The sequence below is a fragment of the Modestobacter sp. VKM Ac-2985 genome (genome assembly GCF_026967925.1).
Lineage (GTDB): Bacteria > Actinomycetota > Actinomycetes > Mycobacteriales > Geodermatophilaceae > Modestobacter.
In genome coordinates, this window is record NZ_JAPVBI010000002.1 from 1,110,929 (window position 1) to 1,127,715 (window position 16,787).

Below are 16,787 nucleotides of genomic sequence, written 5' to 3' on the forward strand. Positions count from 1 at the left end.
CCGCGTGCCACGCTGTTGCGCAGATCAGGACACCGGCCCCTGGAGCCGGTCAGCCCTGTCACCACAGTCGTGTGAGGAGCGCTCCGTGCAGTTGCCACCCCTGGTGGAGCCCGCCGCTGACCTGTCGATCGACGAGGTCCGCCGCTACAGCCGCCACCTGATCATCCCCGACGTCGGGATGGACGGGCAGAAGCGGCTCAAGAACGCCAAGGTGCTGGCCGTCGGCGCCGGTGGCCTCGGTTCGCCCGTGCTCATGTACCTGGCCGCCGCCGGCGTCGGCACGCTCGGCATCGTCGAGTTCGACACCGTCGACGAGTCGAACCTGCAGCGCCAGATCATCCACGGGCAGTCCGACGTCGGCCGGTCCAAGGCCGAGAGCGCCCGTGACTCGATCAAGGAGATCAACCCCTTGATCGACGTGCGGCTGCACGAGACCCGGCTGGACTCCGAGAACGTCGAGGAGATCTTCAGCCAGTACGACCTGATCGTCGACGGCACCGACAACTTCGCCACCCGCTACCTGGTGAACGACGCCTGCGTGCTGCTCGGCAAGCCCTACGTCTGGGGCTCGATCTACCGCTTCGACGGCCAGGTCTCGGTCTTCTGGAACGAGCACGGGCCGAACTACCGCGACCTCTACCCGGTGCCGCCGCCGCCCGGGATGGTCCCCTCCTGCGCCGAGGGCGGTGTCCTGGGCGTGCTCTGCGCGACCGTCGGCGCCATCCAGGCCACCGAGGCGGTCAAGCTCATCACCGGCATCGGCGAGACGCTGCTGGGCCGGCTGATGGTCTACGACGCCCTGGAGATGACCTTCCGCGAGATCAAGGTCCGCAAGGACCCGGAGGGCGAGCCGATCACCGGCCTCATCGACTACGAGGCGTTCTGCGGCGTCGTCTCCGAGGAGGCCCAGGAGGCCGCCGCGGGCTCGACGATCACCGTCGACGAGCTCAAGGACATGATGGACGCCGGCAAGGACTTCGCGCTGATCGACGTCCGGGAGCCCAACGAGTACGAGATCGTCTCCATCCCGGGCGCCACGCTGATCCCGAAGGACGAGATCCTCTCCGGCCGGGCGCTGGCGCAGCTGCCGAACGACAAGCCGATCGTGCTGCACTGCAAGACCGGCGTCCGCTCGGCCGAGGCGCTCGCCGCGGTCAAGAACGCCGGCTTCAAGGACGCCGTGCACGTCCAGGGCGGCGTGACCGCGTGGGCGACCCGCATCGACAAGGCACTCCCCACGTACTAGAAGGACCCCCTCGCCCCCCGACCCTCGCTCCGCTCGGGCCGGGATCCTGCGAGGGGGCCGGACCGGGCCGGGCCCCGGTACGCCACTGCGCGTGCCGGGGCCCGGCTGCGTTCTACTGGGCCCATGCCCGATCCCCGTCGTGCCGACCTGTTGATGCTGTTCCAGCGTGCTCAGGCGCAGTTCACCGACCGGGTGGACGCCGTGGAGCCCGGCGAGTGGGATGCCCCCGCGCTGCCGGAGTGGAGCGTCGCGGACCTGGTGGCACACCTGACCGGCGAGCAGCTGTGGGTCCCGCTGCTGCTGGCCGGGGAGTCCCCGGACGCCATCGGCCCGCAGGTCCCGACCGACCCGGCCGAACTGCTGGGCGGCGACCCGCTGTCGGCGTGGGAGGCCGCGGCCGACGCCGCGCTGACGTCCTGGGCCGCCGATGACGCGCTGTCCCGGACCGTGCGGCTGCCCGCCGGACCGGCACCGGCCAGTGACCACCTGACGGAGATGACCGTCGACCTGACGGTGCACGCCTGGGACCTCGCCCGGGCGGTCGGCGGGGACACCGCCCTGGATCCCGAGCTCGTGGCCGAGGCGTTCCGCCACGCGGAGGAGCACCTGGGCGAGGACGGCGTGCCCGGGGTGTTCGACGCCCCGGTCGAGGTGCCACCGGGTGCGGACCTGCAGACCCGGATGCTGGCCCGGTTCGGTCGCCGGGCCTGACCGGCCCCGGGCCAGCGGCAACGCGCCGTCGGCATCCGGACCTGCGGTGACCCGCGCGGCCTAGGCTGCCGTCCCGACACAGCCGAGCCGGAGGTCGCACGATGAGCCAGCCACCCCAGGGTCCGCCCCCGCCCGGCGCGGACGGGCCGTCGCCGTCGGGTCGACAGCCGCCCCAGGGCGGTGGCTGGGGCCAGCCGCCGGGCCGGCCCGGTAACTGGGGTCAACCAGCACCGGGGCAGCCCGGGGGTGCCTGGGGTCAGCCACCCGGCCAACCCGGCGGATGGGGGCAGCCGCCCGGTCAGCCCGCGCCCTGGGGGCAGCCCGGACCAGGTCAGCCCGCGCCCTGGGGGCCGCCCGGTACCGGTCAGCCACCGGGCGGGTACGGCGCGCCCGGTCAGCCGCCGTACCCGGGTCCCCCCGACCGGGGCGGGTCGACCGCCTCCGGTGGCGGTGACGACGAGCGCAGGAAGCGGGTGACGGTCGTCGCCATCATCGCCGCGATCGTGCTGCTCGTCATCGTCGCGGTGGTGCTGACCCTGACCCTGACCGGGGACGACGAGGACGACCCCGTGCCGACGGCCGGTGCCGGCAGCTCGTCGACCGCGCCGTCGTCCTCGTCGTCCGCGCCGGCCCCTGCCCCGGTGGGCCTGCTGGCGCAGCTGCCCAGCGACTTCACCGACTGCCAGGAGGGACAGCTCGAGGGCGACGGGGACCTCGCGGCCGCCGTCTGCGGGCCGGCGCTCACCCAGCCCGGCCCGGCCGGTGCCGTCTACTACGAGTACCCGGACGAGACCACCCTGACCTCGGTGTTCGCCGACGACGCCGCGGAACTGCGGCTCGGTGAGCTGCCCGAGGGCGACGACTGCTCGACCACCACCGGCCACGGCGAGTGGGCCCACCCCAGCGGCGTCACCGGTGGTCTGGTGGCCTGCGCCCTGCTGCCCGACGGCGACGTGGTGATCGTGTGGACCGACGACGAGCACCTGATCGAGGGCGCGGTCCACGCACCCGGGACGACGCAGGACGACGTCGCCGCGCTGTACGAGTGGTGGACGGTCAACAGCTACTTCACCGGCTGAGGTCGGCACCGTGCCTGACACCGGCCCCGAGTCGCCTTCGGCGGCGGACGTCGACGAGGCCGTCTACGACGTGGTCGAGTCCATCCCGCGGGGGCGGGTGAGCACCTACGGCGCGATCGGGCGGCTGGTCGGGGTGGGGCCGCGCCGGGTCGCCCGGGCGCTGTCCGGGGGTGGGGCGGCGGTGCCCTGGCACCGTGTCGTGCGCGCCGACGGGACGGCGGCCGAACCGGTCCGGGTGCGGCAGCTGGAGCTGCTGGCCGGGGAGGGCGTGCCGCTGCGCGGTGCCCGGGTCGACCTCGCCGCCGTGGGCTGGCCGGACGACGCCTGAGCCGGACTGTCGTCCCCCCGTGGTCTCATCGGGACGTGCGGGGGGAGACGGGGAGTGCAGCGGTGGTCACGGCGGGGTCGCCGTCGGCCGGGCCGTCGTCGGCGGGACCGGTGTACCGGCTGGTGCAGCCGGAGCCGGAGCCGGTGGTCCGCCCTCAGCTCGACCTGACCCAGCAGGCGGTGGTCGACCACCGGGGTGGGCCGCTGCTGGTCCTGGCCGGCCCCGGCACCGGGAAGACCACCACGATCGTCGAGGCGGTCGCCGCGCGGATCGCCGCCGGCGCCGACCCCGAGCGGCTGCTGGTGCTCACCTTCAGCCGCAAGGCCGCCGCCGAGCTGCGCACCCGGATCACCGCCCGGGTCGGGCGCACCATCCGGGAGCCGGTGGCCCGCACGTTCCACTCCTACGCCTTCGGGGTGCTGCGCCGGGCCGCGGTGCTCCGCGGTGAGCCCGCGCCGCGGTTGCTGACCTCCGCCGAGCAGGACGCCGTGCTGGCCGAGCTGCTGCGCGGTGACGCCGACGAGGAGGGCGCCGTCCGCTGGCCCGCCGAGCTCGCCGCCGCGCTGGGCACCGACGGCTTCCGGGACGAGCTGCGCGAGCTGCTGCTGCGGGCCACCGAGCGCGGCATCGACAGCCGGCGGCTGTCCGCCTGGGGCCGTGAGCGCGGGCTGCCGCACTGGGAGGCGGCCGCGGACTTCCTCCGGCAGTACCAGGACGTCTCGTACTTCGCGACGGTCGCCCGCGGTGGGGCCTCCGGGTACGACCCGGCCGAGCTGGTCCGCACCGCCATCGACGAGCTGCACGGCGACCCGGAGCTGCTGCGCACCGAGCGCGAGCGGGCGGGCTGGCTGTTCGTCGACGAGTACCAGGACACCGACCCGGCGCAGGTCGAGCTGGTCGAGCTGCTCGCCGGGGGCGGCGGCGACCTGGTCGTCGTGGGCGACCCCGACCAGGCGATCTACGCGTTCCGCGGGGCCGAGCCCCGCGGGATCATCGACTTCCCGAGCCGCTTCCGGCACCGCGACGGCCGGCCGGCCGACCGGCTGTCCCTGGGCGTCTGCCGCCGCTCGGGAACCGAGCTGCTCACCGTCAGCCGGCGGGTCGCCGAGGGCCTGCCCGGGCCGTGGGAGCACCGCCGGCTGGAGGCCGGCGCGCACACCGACCCCGGCGCCGCGGAGGTGCACGTCTTCGACTCCCCGTCCATGGAGGCCGCCTTCCTCGCCGACACCATGCGCCGCGCGCACCTGCTGGACGGCGTGCCGTGGTCGCAGATGGCGGTGGTGGTCCGGTCGGCCACCGCAGGCCTCGGCCCGGTCCGCCGGGCGCTGAGCCAGGCCGGGGTGCCGGTCGCCGTCTCCGCGGACGACGTCGCCCTCGCCGGGCAGCCCGCCGTCCAGCCGTTCCTGGCCGCGCTGACCGCGCTGCTGCCGGCGGCCGGTGGCCCAGCCGCCGAGGGCGAGCCGCCTCCGGAGACGGGGCTGGACGAGCCCGGCGCCGAGGCCCTGCTCGTCTCCCCGCTGGGTGGGGCGACGGTGCTGGACCTGCGGCGGCTGCGCCGTGCCGTCCGCCGGGAGCTGGCCCTCCGGGGCGAGGACCCGACGGTCCGCGGGGCGCCGTTGGCGGCGGTGCTGGCCGACGCGACCCTGCTCGACGCGCTGCCCGAACACCTCGCCCGGCCGGCCTCGCGGGTGGCCCGGGTGCTGTCGGCCGGCCGGCTCGCGCTGGCGGCCGACGGCAGCGCCGAGGACGTCCTGTGGGCGATGTGGCAGGCCAGCGGGCTGGCCACCCGCTGGGCACGGGCGAGCGCAGCCGGAGGTCCGCCGGGCGCGGTGGCCGACCGCGACCTGGACGCCGTCGTCTCGCTGTTCGACGCCGCCGCCGGCTTCGTCGACCGCCTCCCGCACGCCACCGTGGCCGCGTTCGCCCAGCACCTGGGTGCCCAGCAGCTGCCCGGCGACAGCGGCGCCGCGCGGGCACCGATGGGGGAGACGGTGCGGCTGCTCACCGCTCACGCGGCCAAGGGCCTGGAGTGGGACCTGGTCTGCGTCGCCGGGGTCCAGGAGGGGGTCTGGCCCGACCTGCGCAGCCGGGTCAGCCTGCTCGGCGCCGAGGACCTGGTCGACGCCGCCGGTGGCACCGACCCGGCCACGCTGGACCGGCGCACCCAGGCGATGGCCGAGGAGCGGCGGCTGTTCTACGTGGCCTGCACGCGGGCCCGCCGCCGGCTGCTGGTCACCGCCGTCGACGGCGCGCTGGACGGCGGGGACGCCGGCGCGACCGCGTCGCGCTTCCTGGACCTCGTGGTGCCGCCCCCGGCCGACGGGGACGGCGCCCGGCCGCACACCCCGTTGCCGCGGCAGCTGACCCTCCCGGCGCTCGTCGCCGAGCTGCGCCGACACCTCACCGATCCGCACACGCCGCCGGCCCGCCGGACCAGCGCCGCTGCGGTGCTGCGCCGGCTGGCCGAGGAACGGGTCCCCGGGGCCGACCCGGCGGGCTGGTGGGGGCTGGCCGCGCTGTCCGACGACGCGCCGCTGGTCGACCCGGCCGAGGTGGTGCCCGTCCGGCCCTCGGCGATCGACACCTTCCAGCGGTGCCCGCTGCGCTGGGTGCTCGGCGCGGTCGGCGCCGAGGCGGCCCCCGAGGCCACCCGCACCGTGGGGTCCGCGGTGCACGACGTCGCCCAGCAGGTGGCCGAGGGGCTGCCGCCCGCAGACGCCCCCGCAGCGCTGGACACCGAGCTGGACGGCCTGGACCTGGGGCCGGGCTGGTTCGACCAGCGGCAGCGGGACCGGGCCCAGGAGATGCTGACCAAGTTCCTGGCCTGGCACGCCCGCGCCGACCGGGAGCTGGTCGCGGCGGAGGAGGACTTCGACGTCACCGTCGGCCGGGCGCGGCTGCGCGGGCAGGTCGACCGCCTCGAGCGCGACGCCGAGGGCCGGCTGGTCGTCGTGGACCTGAAGACCGGCAAGACCGCCCCCCGGGCGGTGGAGGAGCACGGGCAGCTGGCGGCCTACCAGCTCGCCGTCACCGAGGGCGCCTTCGCCGAGCACGGCACCGCCACCGGCGGGGCGGCGCTGCTGCAGGTCGGCGGCTCGCAGAAGGCGGCCAAGGAGCACGTGCAGTCGCCGCTGCCCGCCGACGTCGACCCGCGGGAGAGCTGGGCGGGCGAGCTGATCGCCGAGGTCGGCGAGGGGATGGGAGCCGGGGAGTTCGTGGCACGCACCGACACCGACTGCGAGCGGTGCGCCTTCCGCCGCAGCTGCCCGATGCAGGAGTCCGGCCGGCAGGTGACCCGATGACCCCGCGGGCCGCCGAGGGCCAACTGGCGTTCGACCTCCCCGGGCTGGTCCCGGTCGTCGCGCCGGAGCCGCCGCGGTTGCTGAGCCCGGCCGAGACCGCGGTCCGCAGCGGCGTCGGCCACTCGCCGTCGGCGGAGCAGGCGGGCGTGGTCGCGGCTCCGGTCGACCGGCCGCTGGTCGTGGTCGCCGGCGCCGGGTCGGGGAAGACCGAGACGATGGCCGCCCGGGTCGCCTGGCTGGTCGCCAACCAGCTCGTCGCCCCGGAGGCGGTGCTCGGCCTGACGTTCACCCGCAAGGCGGCCAGCGAGCTCAACGCCCGGGTGCGCAAGCGGCTCGGTGCCCTGGCCGAGCACCCGGACACCGCCCCGGAGCTGCGGGAACGGCTGGCCGTGGCGGCACCGACGGTCGCGACCTACCACGGCTACGCGGCCAGCATCGTCGCCGAGCACGGGCTGCGGATCGGGGTCGAGCCCGGGTCCGGCGTGCTCGGGCCGGCCATGTGCTGGGGCCAGGCGGCCACCGCCGTCGCCGCGCACACCGGTGACATGAGCGACGTCGCGCTGGGCCTGGTCACCACCACCGAGGACGTGCTGCAGCTCGCCGCCGAACTGGGGGAGCACGACATCACCCCCGACGCCCTGCGGGCCTGGACGGCGCGGTTCGAGTCCCAGCTGCGCGGCTACCCCGACGCCGGCCGGAAGAAGGGCCCGTACGCCGAGGTGCTCAAGCTGGTGGCGCGGCAGCGGGCCCGGGTCGCCCTGCTGCCCATGGTCGAGGCGTTCCAGGCCCGCAAGCGGGCGGCCGGGGCGATCGACTACGCCGACCAGGTCTCCCTGGCCGCCCGGGTCGCGGTCAGCTCCGCCGAGGTGGGCCGGCGGGAGCGCGCCCGGTGGCGGGTCGTGCTGCTCGACGAGTACCAGGACACCAGCGTCGGCCAGCTGCGGATGCTGGAGGCGCTCTTCGGCGGACCGGGCGGGCACCCGGTGCTGGCCGTGGGTGACCCCCGGCAGTCCATCTACGGCTGGCGGGGCGCCTCCGCCGGGACGATCGAGCGGTTCGCCCGCACCTTCCCCGGCACCCCCGAGCGCCCGGCCGAGCGGCTCACCCTGTCCACCAGCTGGCGCAACGACCGGGCGGTGCTGGCCGTGGCCAACACGGTGGCCGCCGCGCTGCCCGAGCCCGAGCAGCCGCTGCCGGACCTGCAGCCCTCGCCGGTCGCCGGCGCGGGCGCGGTGCACTGCGGGCTGTACGAGACGGTCGCCGAGGAGACCGAGGCGCTGGCCGATCGGCTCGAGCAGTGCTGGAAGGGCTCCGAGGACGCCGCACCGGGGGCTCCCGCGACCCGGCCGACGATCGCCGTGCTCGCCCGGCGCCGGGCCCAGCTGCCGGGCATCGCCGCCGCGCTGCGCGCCCGCGGCCTGCCGGTGGAGGTCGTCGGGCTGGGCGGGCTGCTGGACGTCCCCGAGGTCTCCGACGTCGTCGCCACGCTGCGGGTGCTGGTCGACCCCAGCGCCGGGGACGCGCTGGGTCGGCTGCTCACCGGCGCCCGCTGGCGGATCGGGCCCCGCGACCTGGCCGCGCTGGAGGCGCGCTCCCGGGCGCTGGTCCGGGAGCGCGGCACGCCGTCGCCGGACCCGGTCGAGGACGGCGCCCCGCCGAGCCCGGTGCTGCCGCGGGAGCGCGGGAGCATCGTCGAGGCGCTGGACGACCTCGGCCGCCCCGACGCGTACTCACCCGAAGGGCACCGGCGGCTCCGGCGGCTGGCCAACGAGCTGTCCGGGCTGCGGTCCCGGCTGGGTGAGTCGCTGCCCGACCTGGTCGACGAGGTGGTCCGCAGCCTCGGCCTGGAGACCGAGCTGGCCAGCCACCCGGACGTCACCCCCGGCGGTGCCCGCACCCACCTGGACGCGCTGCACGAGGTCGCCGCCGAGTTCTCCGAGCTCGCCGAGCTGCCCTCGCTGCCGGCCTTCCTCGGCTACCTGGCCGACGCCGAGGTGCGGGAGCGGGGCCTGGAGCCCGGCGAGGTGGCGGTCAACCCGGAGGCGGTCCAACTGCTGACCGGGCACTCGGCCAAGGGGCTGGAGTGGGACGTCGTCGCGGTGCCCGGGATGACCGTGGGCCAGTTCCCCGCCAAGGGCGACGCCTCGGACTCCTGGATCCGTGACCCGGGCGCCGTCCCGGTCGACCTGCGGGTCACCGACCGCGCCGAGCTGCCGCGGCTGCACCTCCCGGTCCCCGGCTCCGGTGACCAGGCCGCGGTCCGCGACGCCCTGGAGGACTACGTCGAGGAGTGGAAGGACTTCGGCCTGGCCGAGGAGATCCGGCTCGGCTACGTCGCGGTGACCCGGGCCAAGCACCTGCTGCTGTGCTCGGGCAGCTGGTGGCGCGACGGCAAGACCGTCTGCGGCCCGTCGTCCCTGCTGCTGGCGGTCAAGGGCGCCTGCGAGGACGGCGCCGGCGTCGTCGACGCCTGGGCGGAGCCCCCGGCGGACGACGCCGAGAACCCGGCTCTGGCCGAGTGGCCGGTGGGCGTCTGGCCGGCCGACCCGCTGTCGGCCGGCCGCCGCCGCTCGCTGACCGCCGCCGCCGACCTGGTCGCCGCGACCCAGCCGCACCCGCTGACCACCGAGGCCCTGGGCGCGACCGACGACCCGCTGGTCGCCGACTGGCTGCGCGACGCCGACCTGCTGCTGCGCGAGCGGGCCGAGCACTCCCGCGGCACCGTCGACGTCCCGCTGCCCACCCACCTGTCGGTCTCCGCGCTGGTCGCGCTGCGCCGTGACCCCGGCGAGCTGGCCCGTCGGCTGCGCCGGCCGATGCCGGCCGCGCCGGCGCCGCTGGCCCGGCGGGGCACCGCCTTCCACGCCTGGCTGGAGGAGCGGTTCGGTGCCGCCCGGCTGATCGACCTCGACGAGCTGCCCGGCAGCGGTGACGCCGGCGCGGCCCCCGACGCCGCGCTCACCGCGCTGCAGCAGGCATTCCTGGCCGGGGAGTGGGCCGATCGGCAGCCCGTGGACGTCGAGGCGCCGTTCGAGACACCGTTGGGTCCGCTGACCCTGCGCGGCCGGATCGACGCCGTCTACGCGACCCCGGACGGTGGCTACGAGGTCATCGACTGGAAGACCGGTCCGGTGCCCGGGGCCGCCGAGCTCACGGCTGCCGCCGTCCAGCTGGCCGCCTACCGGCTGGGCTGGTCCCGGCTGACCGGCGTGCCGGTGGAGCGGGTCAGCGCCGGCTTCCACCACGTCGCCGCCGGGGTCACCCTGCGGCCGGCCGACCTGCTCGACGAGGCCGGCCTGCTCGCCCTGGTCACCGGAGGTGCGGCCGACTGAGATGGGTGTCGTCCGCCGTGCCCGGGGGCCTCACGTGCCGCCGGTGTCGTCCTCCGGGCCGGGGGCGTCCCGCTCGTCGCGGACGGTCGCCGGGGCCAGCGGTGCGCCGGACCGGTGCGCCGCCTCGGCGATCTTGTAGCCCGCGATGGGCACGGTGAACAGCTGCAGCGCGATGGCCACCAGCAGGGTCACCACCGCCGAGACCCCCGGTGCGAGCACGACGACGCCGAACAGGACGCAGACCAGGCCCAGGCTGGCCGCCTTGGTGGCTGCGTTGGCGCGGTTGTAGACGTCCGGCAGGCGGACCAGGCCGACCCCCGCGGCGCCGATCAGCAGGACGCCGAGGACAGCCAGGCCCTGGCCCAGCACGCTCTGCAGGGTCATCGGGCCCGCTCCGCGACCAGCCGCGCGAACGCCACCGTGGCGAGGAAGCCGACCAGCGTGGCGACGAGGACCAGGTCGAGCAACGCCGGGGTGCGCAGGCGCACGGCCAGCAGGGCGATGGCGGCGACCACGACCACGAAGCCGTAGTCGACGGCCAGCGCCCGGTCGGCGTCGGTGGGACCGGTCACCAGCCGCCAGGCCGCGACCAGGAGGGACAGCGCCAGGACGGCGAGCGCCACGTCCAGCACGACCACCGCTCAGCTCCGGCGGTCGTCGTCGGCGACCCGGTCGTCGGGCCGTGGGGTCACCGGCCGCAGGGCAGCGAGCATCTGGTCCTCCAGTTCGTGCAGTTCGGCACGGAACGCGTCGGGGTCGCCGGCGTGCATCCCGTGCACGGTCAGCAGCCGCCGCTCCCGGTCCAGCTGGATCGGCAGCGTGCCGGGGGTCAGCGCGATCAGGCTCATGAACGTCGCCACCTCGAACGGTGTCCGGCTGTGCACCGCGATGACGACCACGGCCGGCGCCACCTGCTGCCCGGGGGTCAGGACCTCGCGGGCGACCGCGACGTTCGCGCGCAGGAACCGGACGAGGAACCGCCCGGCGAAGGCCGTGACCCGCCAGGCGCGGCGTGCGCCGCGCTGCGGCAGCGAGGCCGGGCCGGCCCCGGGGTCGGTGCTCATCGCCCGGTCACCGCCGCCACCCAGCCGGAGGGGTCGGCCAGTCCGGCGCCGGCCGCGGTGCTGATCGTGAGCAGCGGCTCGGCCCAGAGCCCGAGGACGACGGCGGCCGCCGCGAGGAACACCGGCGGGGCGAGCACCAGCGGCCGCACCCGGCTCCCGAGTGCGCTGGCCACGGCCGGCGCACCGCCGTCGTCCACGGCCGGTCCCTCGGCGCCCTCCCCCTCGCCGTCCTCGGCAGGCGGCTCCCAGAAGACGCCGTTCCACAGCTTCACCATCGACAGCAGGGTCAGCAGGCTCACCCCGACCACGAGGGCCACCGCCAGGTGCTGCCCCGCCGAGGCGGCCGCCGAGGCCAGCCCCAGCTTGGCGACGAACCCCGACAGCGGTGGGATGCCCGCCAGCGTGAGCGCGGCGACGGCGAAGGTGCCGGCCAGCAGGGGTTCCCGCCGGGCCAGGCCGCCGAGCCGGTCGAGCTCCCCGGTCCCGTAGCGGTGTTCCACCACCGCCGCGCACATCAGCAGTGCCGTCTTGACCAGCACGTACTGGACCAGGAAGAAGACCGTGGCGCTCAACCCGGCAGCGGTGAACAGGGCCAGCCCCACGAAGACGTAGCCGATCTGGCTCACCATGTGGAAGGTGAGGACCGGCCGCATCGCGTGCTCGCCCACCGCGCCGAGCACGCCGACGACCATGGTCAGCAGGGCCACGGCCATGATCACCCACAGGTACCGCGGTGTGCCCCCGTACACGACGGAGTACAGCCGGATGACCGCGTAGACGCCGACCTTGGTGAGCAGCCCGGAGAAGAGCGCGGCGACGGCCGGCCCGGTCCGCGCGTAGGTCTGGGGCAGCCATCCGTGCAGCGGGACGACCGCCGACTTCACGCTCAGCGCGAGGAGCACCACCGCCGCGGCGAACCCGACGGCCGGCGACGACTCGCCGGCGCCGGCCAGCTCACCCAGGTTCACCGTGCCCGCGGCGCCGTAGACGAGACCGACCCCGGCGAGCAGGACGGTCGAGGCCATCAGGCTGATGCTCACGTACAGCCGGGCGGCGGCCAGCCGCTCGGCCCCGCCGCCCGCGGTGAACAGCAGGTAGCTCGGCACGAGCATGACCTCGATGAAGACGAACAGGTTGAACAGGTCGGCGGTGAGCACGGCGCCGGAGACCCCGGCCAGCAGGACCAGCACGAGGGGGACGAAGGCCGGGTCCTCGTCCTCGCCGAGGGCTGCGGCGAACGGCAGGCTGACCAGGACCAGCAACGAGGTGACCGCCAGCATCACCGCACTGAAGGTGTCGGCGGCGAAGACGATCGCGATCCCCGGCTGCCAGCCGCCCAGCTGGAGCACGGGCACCGACCCGTCCGCCGTCGCGGCGAGCAGGAAGCCGGCGAAGACGAGCACCCCGCCGGCGGCGACCGGCCCGACCACCCGGTCGAGGCGGGTGGTGTCCGATCGCAGCTGGTGCACGAGCGCCAGCAGCCCGGACAGCAACAGCGGCCCGGCCACCGGCAGGACGAGGAGGCCGCCGGTCACGACGCCCCGCCCTCGGCGGCGTCGGTGCGCCGGCCGCGGTCGGCGGTCGCGTCCTCCGTATCCGCGTCCTCCCGATCCGCGTCGTCCCGGTCTGAGCCGTCCGCGGGGGACGACGCATCGGAGCGGGCGGGCGGATGGCCGGTCGTCGCACCCGGGTCGCCTGCCCGGGCCAGGGCGAGCATGTACACGGTGATCCCGAAGGTGATCACCACCGCGGTCAGCACGAAGGCCTGGGGGAGCGGGTCGGCGGCCACGTCGGCCTCGGTCTCCCCGAGCAGCGGGGCGCCGCGCCGCTGCATGCCGCCGGCGGAGACCAGGAGGACGTTCACCGCGTGCCCGAGCAGGACGAAGCCCAGGACGATGCGCAGGAGCCCCCGCCGCAGCAGCAGGAAGACCCCGCCGGCCACCAGGAGGCCCACCACGAGTGCGGCGCTCACGGCGCCTGCTCCGGGACTCCGCTGGTGACCAGCGGACCGGTGACCGGGGGACCGGGCGGCTCGTCCGCAGCCGTGCGGTCCGGCTGCTCGAGTCGCGTGACGGCGGCCGCGAGGAGGCCGAGCACGAGCAGGTAGACCCCCAGGTCGAAGAGGAGCGTGGAGCCGATCCCGAGGGCGTGCAGCAGCGGCAGCTCGACCGGGGTCAGGAAGGCCTGGCCCTGCACGGTGGGCAGCGCCCCGACGGCCACCACGAGCACCAGGCCCGCCCCGGCGAGCCGGTCGGGCCGGGTCAGCCGGCCGAGGGAGGTGCCGGAGCCGTGGGTCAGCTGGTTCAGCGCGACCGCGGCCCCGGCGACCAGGGCGGCGATGAACCCACCGCCCGGTTCGTCGTGACCCCGCCAGAGCAGGAAGGCCGAGAGCAGGAACATGCCCGGCACCAGCACCCGGGCACTGACCTCGAGCACGGCGTCACCCCGGGCACCCGGTGTGACGGTGCGGCGCCGCTCGGAGCGGCCGAGCACCAGCGCCGTCCCCAGTGCGGTCGTGCCCAGCACGACGGCCTCGCCGAGGGTGTCCAGTCCGCGGTAGTCGACCAGGATCGTGTTGACCACGTTCGTGCCACCGGTCTGCTCCTCCGCCGAGTCGAGGAAGTGCTCACCGACCGCGGAGAGCTCCCGGCGGCCGGTGAACGCGAGCGTGGCGAGCGCCGCGGCGACGCCGGCCCCCACCGCCAGCGCCGCGGCCGGGACGGCCGCACGCCGCGGGCTGCGCACGAACCGGCTCGGGACGCCCCGCAGCACCAGGACCGCCACCACCGCGGTCATCACCTCCACGAGCATCAGGGTGAGCGCGACGTCGGGGGCCCCGGCGAGGAGGAACCACGCAGCCACGAGCAGGCCGGTGATGCCGACCAGCCCCACGGCCGCCAGGGTCGAGCCGGTCAGCACCGCGGCCGGCACGACCACCGCCAGCAGCCCGGCGACCACCCAGTCGAGGGGGCGGTCGGTGTCCGCGCGCGCGGGCAGCCCACCGACGACCAGGGTCCCGACCCCGCCCAGCGCGACCACCGCCACCAGCGGGCGGCTCAGGTGCGCGGCGGGGGAGGAGGTGCGCTCCGGGCCGCCCACCACGTGTCCGAGCGCGATCACCCCGTCGTGCGCCCGGTCGAACAGCCGACCTGCATCGGGGAGACGGAGACGTTGCAGGGCTCGGTCGACGGGAGCGCGGCAGCCGAACAGGACCAGCCCGAGCACGATCGTCAGCGCGGACATGGCCAGTTCCGGGCTCAGCCCGTGCCAGAAGTACACCTCCGGGGGGTCCCCGGCCGGGGCGACGTCGCTGGCGGCCGAGACGATCATCGGGCTCAGCACGCTGACCGCGGGGCCGAGCACCAGACCGAGCCCCGCGGCGACGGCTCCGGGCAGCAGGAAGGCGGCCGGGGGCTCGGAGACGTCGGAGTGCTGCTCGGAGCCGCCGAACCCGCCGTGCACGATCCGGGCGGCGTACCCGAACGTCAGCACCGAGGCGGTGACCCCCAGCGCCAGGGCCACCGGGCCGGCCCACGGCGCGCCCTCGGCCTCCAGCAGCCCGATGAACAGGTACTCCTTGCTCACGAAGCCGAGCATCGGGAGGACGCCGGCCAGCGAGAGGGCGGCCAGCACCGTCGTCGCCGCGGTGACCGGCATCGCCCGCCACATGCCGGAGAGCTCCCGGATGTCGCGGGTCCCGGTCTCCTCGTCGACGATCCCGGCGAGCATGAACAGGGTCGCCTTGAACAGCGCGTGGGCGAAGGTGTGCAGCACGGCGGCCGCCAGGGCCTCCGGCGTCCCGACCCCGATGACGGCCACCAGCAGACCGAGCTGGCTCACCGTCGAGTAGGCGAGGATCCCCTTCAGGTCGTTCTCCCGCAGGGCCAGGAAAGCGCCGGTCACGGCCGTCAGCAGGCCGATGCTGATCAGCGCCGTCGACCAGGCGGGCTCCTCGGCGAACAGCGGCGAGAAGCGCAGCAGCAGGTAGATGCCGGCCTTGACCATGGTCGCCGAGTGCAGGTAGGCGCTCACCGGCGTCATGGCCACCATCGCGCCGGGCAGCCAGAAGTGGAAGGGCAGCTGTGCGGACTTCGTGCAGGCCGCCAGGACGAGCAGCCCCCCGATCGGCCAGGCCAGCCCGGAGTCGAGCACCCGGTCGGGGTCGGCGAGGATCGTCGCCAGGTCCGTCGTCCCCGCGGCGACCGTGAGCAGCACCACGGCGGCGAGCAGCGCCAGGCCACCGGCCGCGGTCACCAGCAGGGCCTGCCGGGCGGGTCGGGCCGCGGCGGCGCCGGCGGTGGAGATCAGGAAGAAGGAGCAGACCGTGGTCAGCTCCCAGAAGACGTACAGCAGGACCACGTCGGCGGCCAGGACGAGGCCGAGCATGCTGGTCGCGAAGAGGGTCAGCAGCAGGTAGACGGTGCCGTGCGGCTCGTCCTCGCCGAGGTAGCCGGGGCAGTAGGCCATGACCAGGGCGCCGACGCCCAGCACGATGAGGCAGAAGACCCCGGCGACGCCGTCCAGGCGCAGCGACAGCGAGACGCCCAGCGACGGGAGCCACTCCCACGACGCGGTCTCGGTCTCGCCGGCCCACACCCGCGGGGCGGCCGAGGCGAGCAGCGCCGCGACCGCCAGGTAGCCGGCTGCCAGCGGGTACCCGGTGTTGCGGCCGAGGCGCCGGGCCAGCGGCGGTGCGGCCACGGCGAGCGCGAGCATGCCCAGCAGGGCGAGGACGAGGAGCACCGGTCAGTCGTCAGCCGGGCAGGTGGCCGCCGCGGGAGCGGGGCAGCGCGGCGGCACGGTCACCAGGCCGCGCTACCCGAGCCCGCTCCTGGTCAACCCGGCGTCCGTCGCCGGGGCGGCCGCCCCCCGCGCGATCCGGTCCAGCACCGCCCGGGCGAGGTCCTCGGGCGCCTGCTCGGGGACCCAGTGGCTGACCCCGGGGAGCTCCACGAAGCGGTAGTCGCCGGTCACCTGGTCCGCGCACGCCTCGGCCGCGATCCGGCCCACCGCCACGTCGCCGTCGCTCCAGACGTACGTCGTCGGCACCCCGACCGGGTCGACCGGGGTGGCCGAGCTCATCGCCCGGTACCAGTTCAGCGCCGCGGTCAGCGCCCCCGGCCCGGAGAGCTGCTGCACGTAGACGTCGACCGCCTCGGCGGGCACGCCGGGCGCCTCCAGCATCCGGCGCAGCCGCCGGGCACCGTCGGCCAGCAGCACCTCCTCGGCCTTGCCCGCCTGCCAGAAGAGCTTGATGTAGGCCGAGCGCTCCTTCTGCTCCGGGTCGGCGCGGAAGGCCAGCGTGTAGGCCGTCGGGTGCGGCACCGAGACGGCGGTCAGCGTGCGCACCCGGTCGGGGTGCCAGCCGGCCAGCCCCCAGGCGACGTTCGCGCCCCAGTCGTGCCCGACGACGTCGGCGACCGGCACGCCCAGCGCGGTCATCAGGTCCGCGGTCACCTGCACCAGGTTGGTCAGGGCGTAGGCGTCCACCTCGCCCGGACGGGCGCCTGGGGAGTAGCCCAGCTGGTCGGGGGCGTAGGTGCGCAACCCGGCCTCGGCCAGCAGCGGGGTGACCGCCGACCAGCTCAGCGACGTCTCCGGGAAGCCGTGCAGCAACAGCACCGGCGGGCCGTCCTCGGGCCCGTCCGTCCGCACGTCGAAGGTCAGGTCGCCCACGTCCACCTGCAGCATCCCCACGGCCATGCAGGCAACCTAGCCCGGTACC

The 16,787-nt window shown here is 75.8% G+C and carries 13 protein-coding genes; 6 read left to right on the top strand and 7 right to left on the bottom strand.

All coding sequences use genetic code 11. The features are described 5' to 3' along the window. Positions 1 to 85 precede the first annotated feature (85 nt). From moeZ to O2V61_RS14665, 6 genes are all read left to right on the top strand, one after another. Positions 86 to 1,246, top strand: coding sequence for an adenylyltransferase/sulfurtransferase MoeZ (moeZ, locus tag O2V61_RS14640; protein ID WP_269170721.1), 1,161 nt, complete (start codon positions 86 to 88; stop codon positions 1,244 to 1,246). 123 nt (positions 1,247 to 1,369) lie between these two features. Further along, on the top strand, positions 1,370 to 1,957 hold the full coding sequence (locus tag O2V61_RS14645) for a TIGR03086 family metal-binding protein (RefSeq protein ID WP_269184005.1): 588 nt from the start codon (positions 1,370 to 1,372) through the stop codon (positions 1,955 to 1,957). 473 nt (positions 1,958 to 2,430) lie between these two features. Next, on the top strand, positions 2,431 to 3,036 hold the full coding sequence (locus O2V61_RS14650; RefSeq protein ID WP_269184006.1) for a hypothetical protein: 606 nt from the start codon (positions 2,431 to 2,433) through the stop codon (positions 3,034 to 3,036). 10 nt (positions 3,037 to 3,046) lie between these two features. After that, a complete protein-coding gene (locus O2V61_RS14655; protein ID WP_269184007.1) occupies positions 3,047 to 3,364 on the top strand; it encodes an MGMT family protein in 318 nt (105 codons plus the stop codon). A 62-nt stretch (positions 3,365 to 3,426) separates the two neighbouring features. Next, positions 3,427 to 6,666 (top strand): ATP-dependent helicase, encoded by a 3,240-nt coding sequence (locus O2V61_RS14660; protein ID WP_269184008.1) that lies wholly within the window; start codon positions 3,427 to 3,429, stop codon positions 6,664 to 6,666. Then, positions 6,663 to 9,998, top strand: a complete 3,336-nt coding sequence (locus O2V61_RS14665) for an ATP-dependent helicase (RefSeq protein WP_269184009.1) — start codon at positions 6,663 to 6,665, stop codon at positions 9,996 to 9,998. The genes O2V61_RS14660 and O2V61_RS14665 overlap by 4 nt, the downstream gene beginning before the upstream one ends. Positions 9,999 to 10,028: 30 nt before the next feature. On the opposite strand, the gene mnhG is transcribed toward O2V61_RS14665, so the two are convergent. From mnhG to O2V61_RS14700, 7 genes are all read right to left on the bottom strand, one after another. Further along, positions 10,029 to 10,382: a monovalent cation/H(+) antiporter subunit G gene (mnhG, locus tag O2V61_RS14670; RefSeq protein WP_269184010.1), complete on the bottom strand. Its 354-nt coding sequence runs from the start codon at positions 10,380 to 10,382 to the stop codon at positions 10,029 to 10,031. Then, the gene (locus O2V61_RS14675) at positions 10,379 to 10,636 is read right to left on the bottom strand and encodes a monovalent cation/H+ antiporter complex subunit F (protein ID WP_269184011.1); all 258 of its coding nucleotides are present in this window, start codon (positions 10,634 to 10,636) and stop codon (positions 10,379 to 10,381) included. The genes mnhG and O2V61_RS14675 overlap by 4 nt, the downstream gene beginning before the upstream one ends. A gap of 3 nt (positions 10,637 to 10,639) precedes the next feature. After that, positions 10,640 to 11,062: a Na+/H+ antiporter subunit E gene (locus O2V61_RS14680; protein ID WP_269184012.1), complete on the bottom strand. Its 423-nt coding sequence runs from the start codon at positions 11,060 to 11,062 to the stop codon at positions 10,640 to 10,642. Next, positions 11,059 to 12,597: a monovalent cation/H+ antiporter subunit D family protein gene (locus O2V61_RS14685; RefSeq protein WP_269184013.1), complete on the bottom strand. Its 1,539-nt coding sequence runs from the start codon at positions 12,595 to 12,597 to the stop codon at positions 11,059 to 11,061. The genes O2V61_RS14680 and O2V61_RS14685 overlap by 4 nt, the downstream gene beginning before the upstream one ends. Then, a complete protein-coding gene (locus O2V61_RS14690) occupies positions 12,594 to 13,034 on the bottom strand; it encodes a sodium:proton antiporter (RefSeq protein ID WP_269184014.1) in 441 nt (146 codons plus the stop codon). Before O2V61_RS14690 ends, O2V61_RS14685 begins: the two co-directional genes overlap by 4 nt. After that, positions 13,031 to 15,805: a hydrogen gas-evolving membrane-bound hydrogenase subunit E gene (gene mbhE / locus O2V61_RS14695; RefSeq protein ID WP_269184015.1), complete on the bottom strand. Its 2,775-nt coding sequence runs from the start codon at positions 15,803 to 15,805 to the stop codon at positions 13,031 to 13,033. Before mbhE ends, O2V61_RS14690 begins: the two co-directional genes overlap by 4 nt. A gap of 72 nt (positions 15,806 to 15,877) precedes the next feature. Beyond that, the gene (locus O2V61_RS14700) at positions 15,878 to 16,765 is read right to left on the bottom strand and encodes an alpha/beta fold hydrolase (protein ID WP_269184016.1); all 888 of its coding nucleotides are present in this window, start codon (positions 16,763 to 16,765) and stop codon (positions 15,878 to 15,880) included. Between the last annotated feature and the right edge of the window lie 22 nt (positions 16,766 to 16,787).

What these genes read in the sequence shown, in the direction of transcription:
- O2V61_RS14645 (WP_269184005.1), top strand. Translation starts at nt 1,370, where the DNA reads ATGCCCGATCCCCGTCGTGCCGACCTGTTGATGCTGTTCCAGCGTGCT.
- O2V61_RS14665 (WP_269184009.1), top strand. Translation starts at nt 6,663, where the DNA reads ATGACCCCGCGGGCCGCCGAGGGCCAACTGGCGTTCGACCTCCCCGGG.
- mnhG (WP_269184010.1), bottom strand. Translation starts at nt 10,382, where the DNA reads ATGACCCTGCAGAGCGTGCTGGGCCAGGGCCTGGCTGTCCTCGGCGTC.
- O2V61_RS14680 (WP_269184012.1), bottom strand. Translation starts at nt 11,062, where the DNA reads ATGAGCACCGACCCCGGGGCCGGCCCGGCCTCGCTGCCGCAGCGCGGC.
- O2V61_RS14700 (WP_269184016.1), bottom strand. Translation starts at nt 16,765, where the DNA reads ATGGCCGTGGGGATGCTGCAGGTGGACGTGGGCGACCTGACCTTCGAC.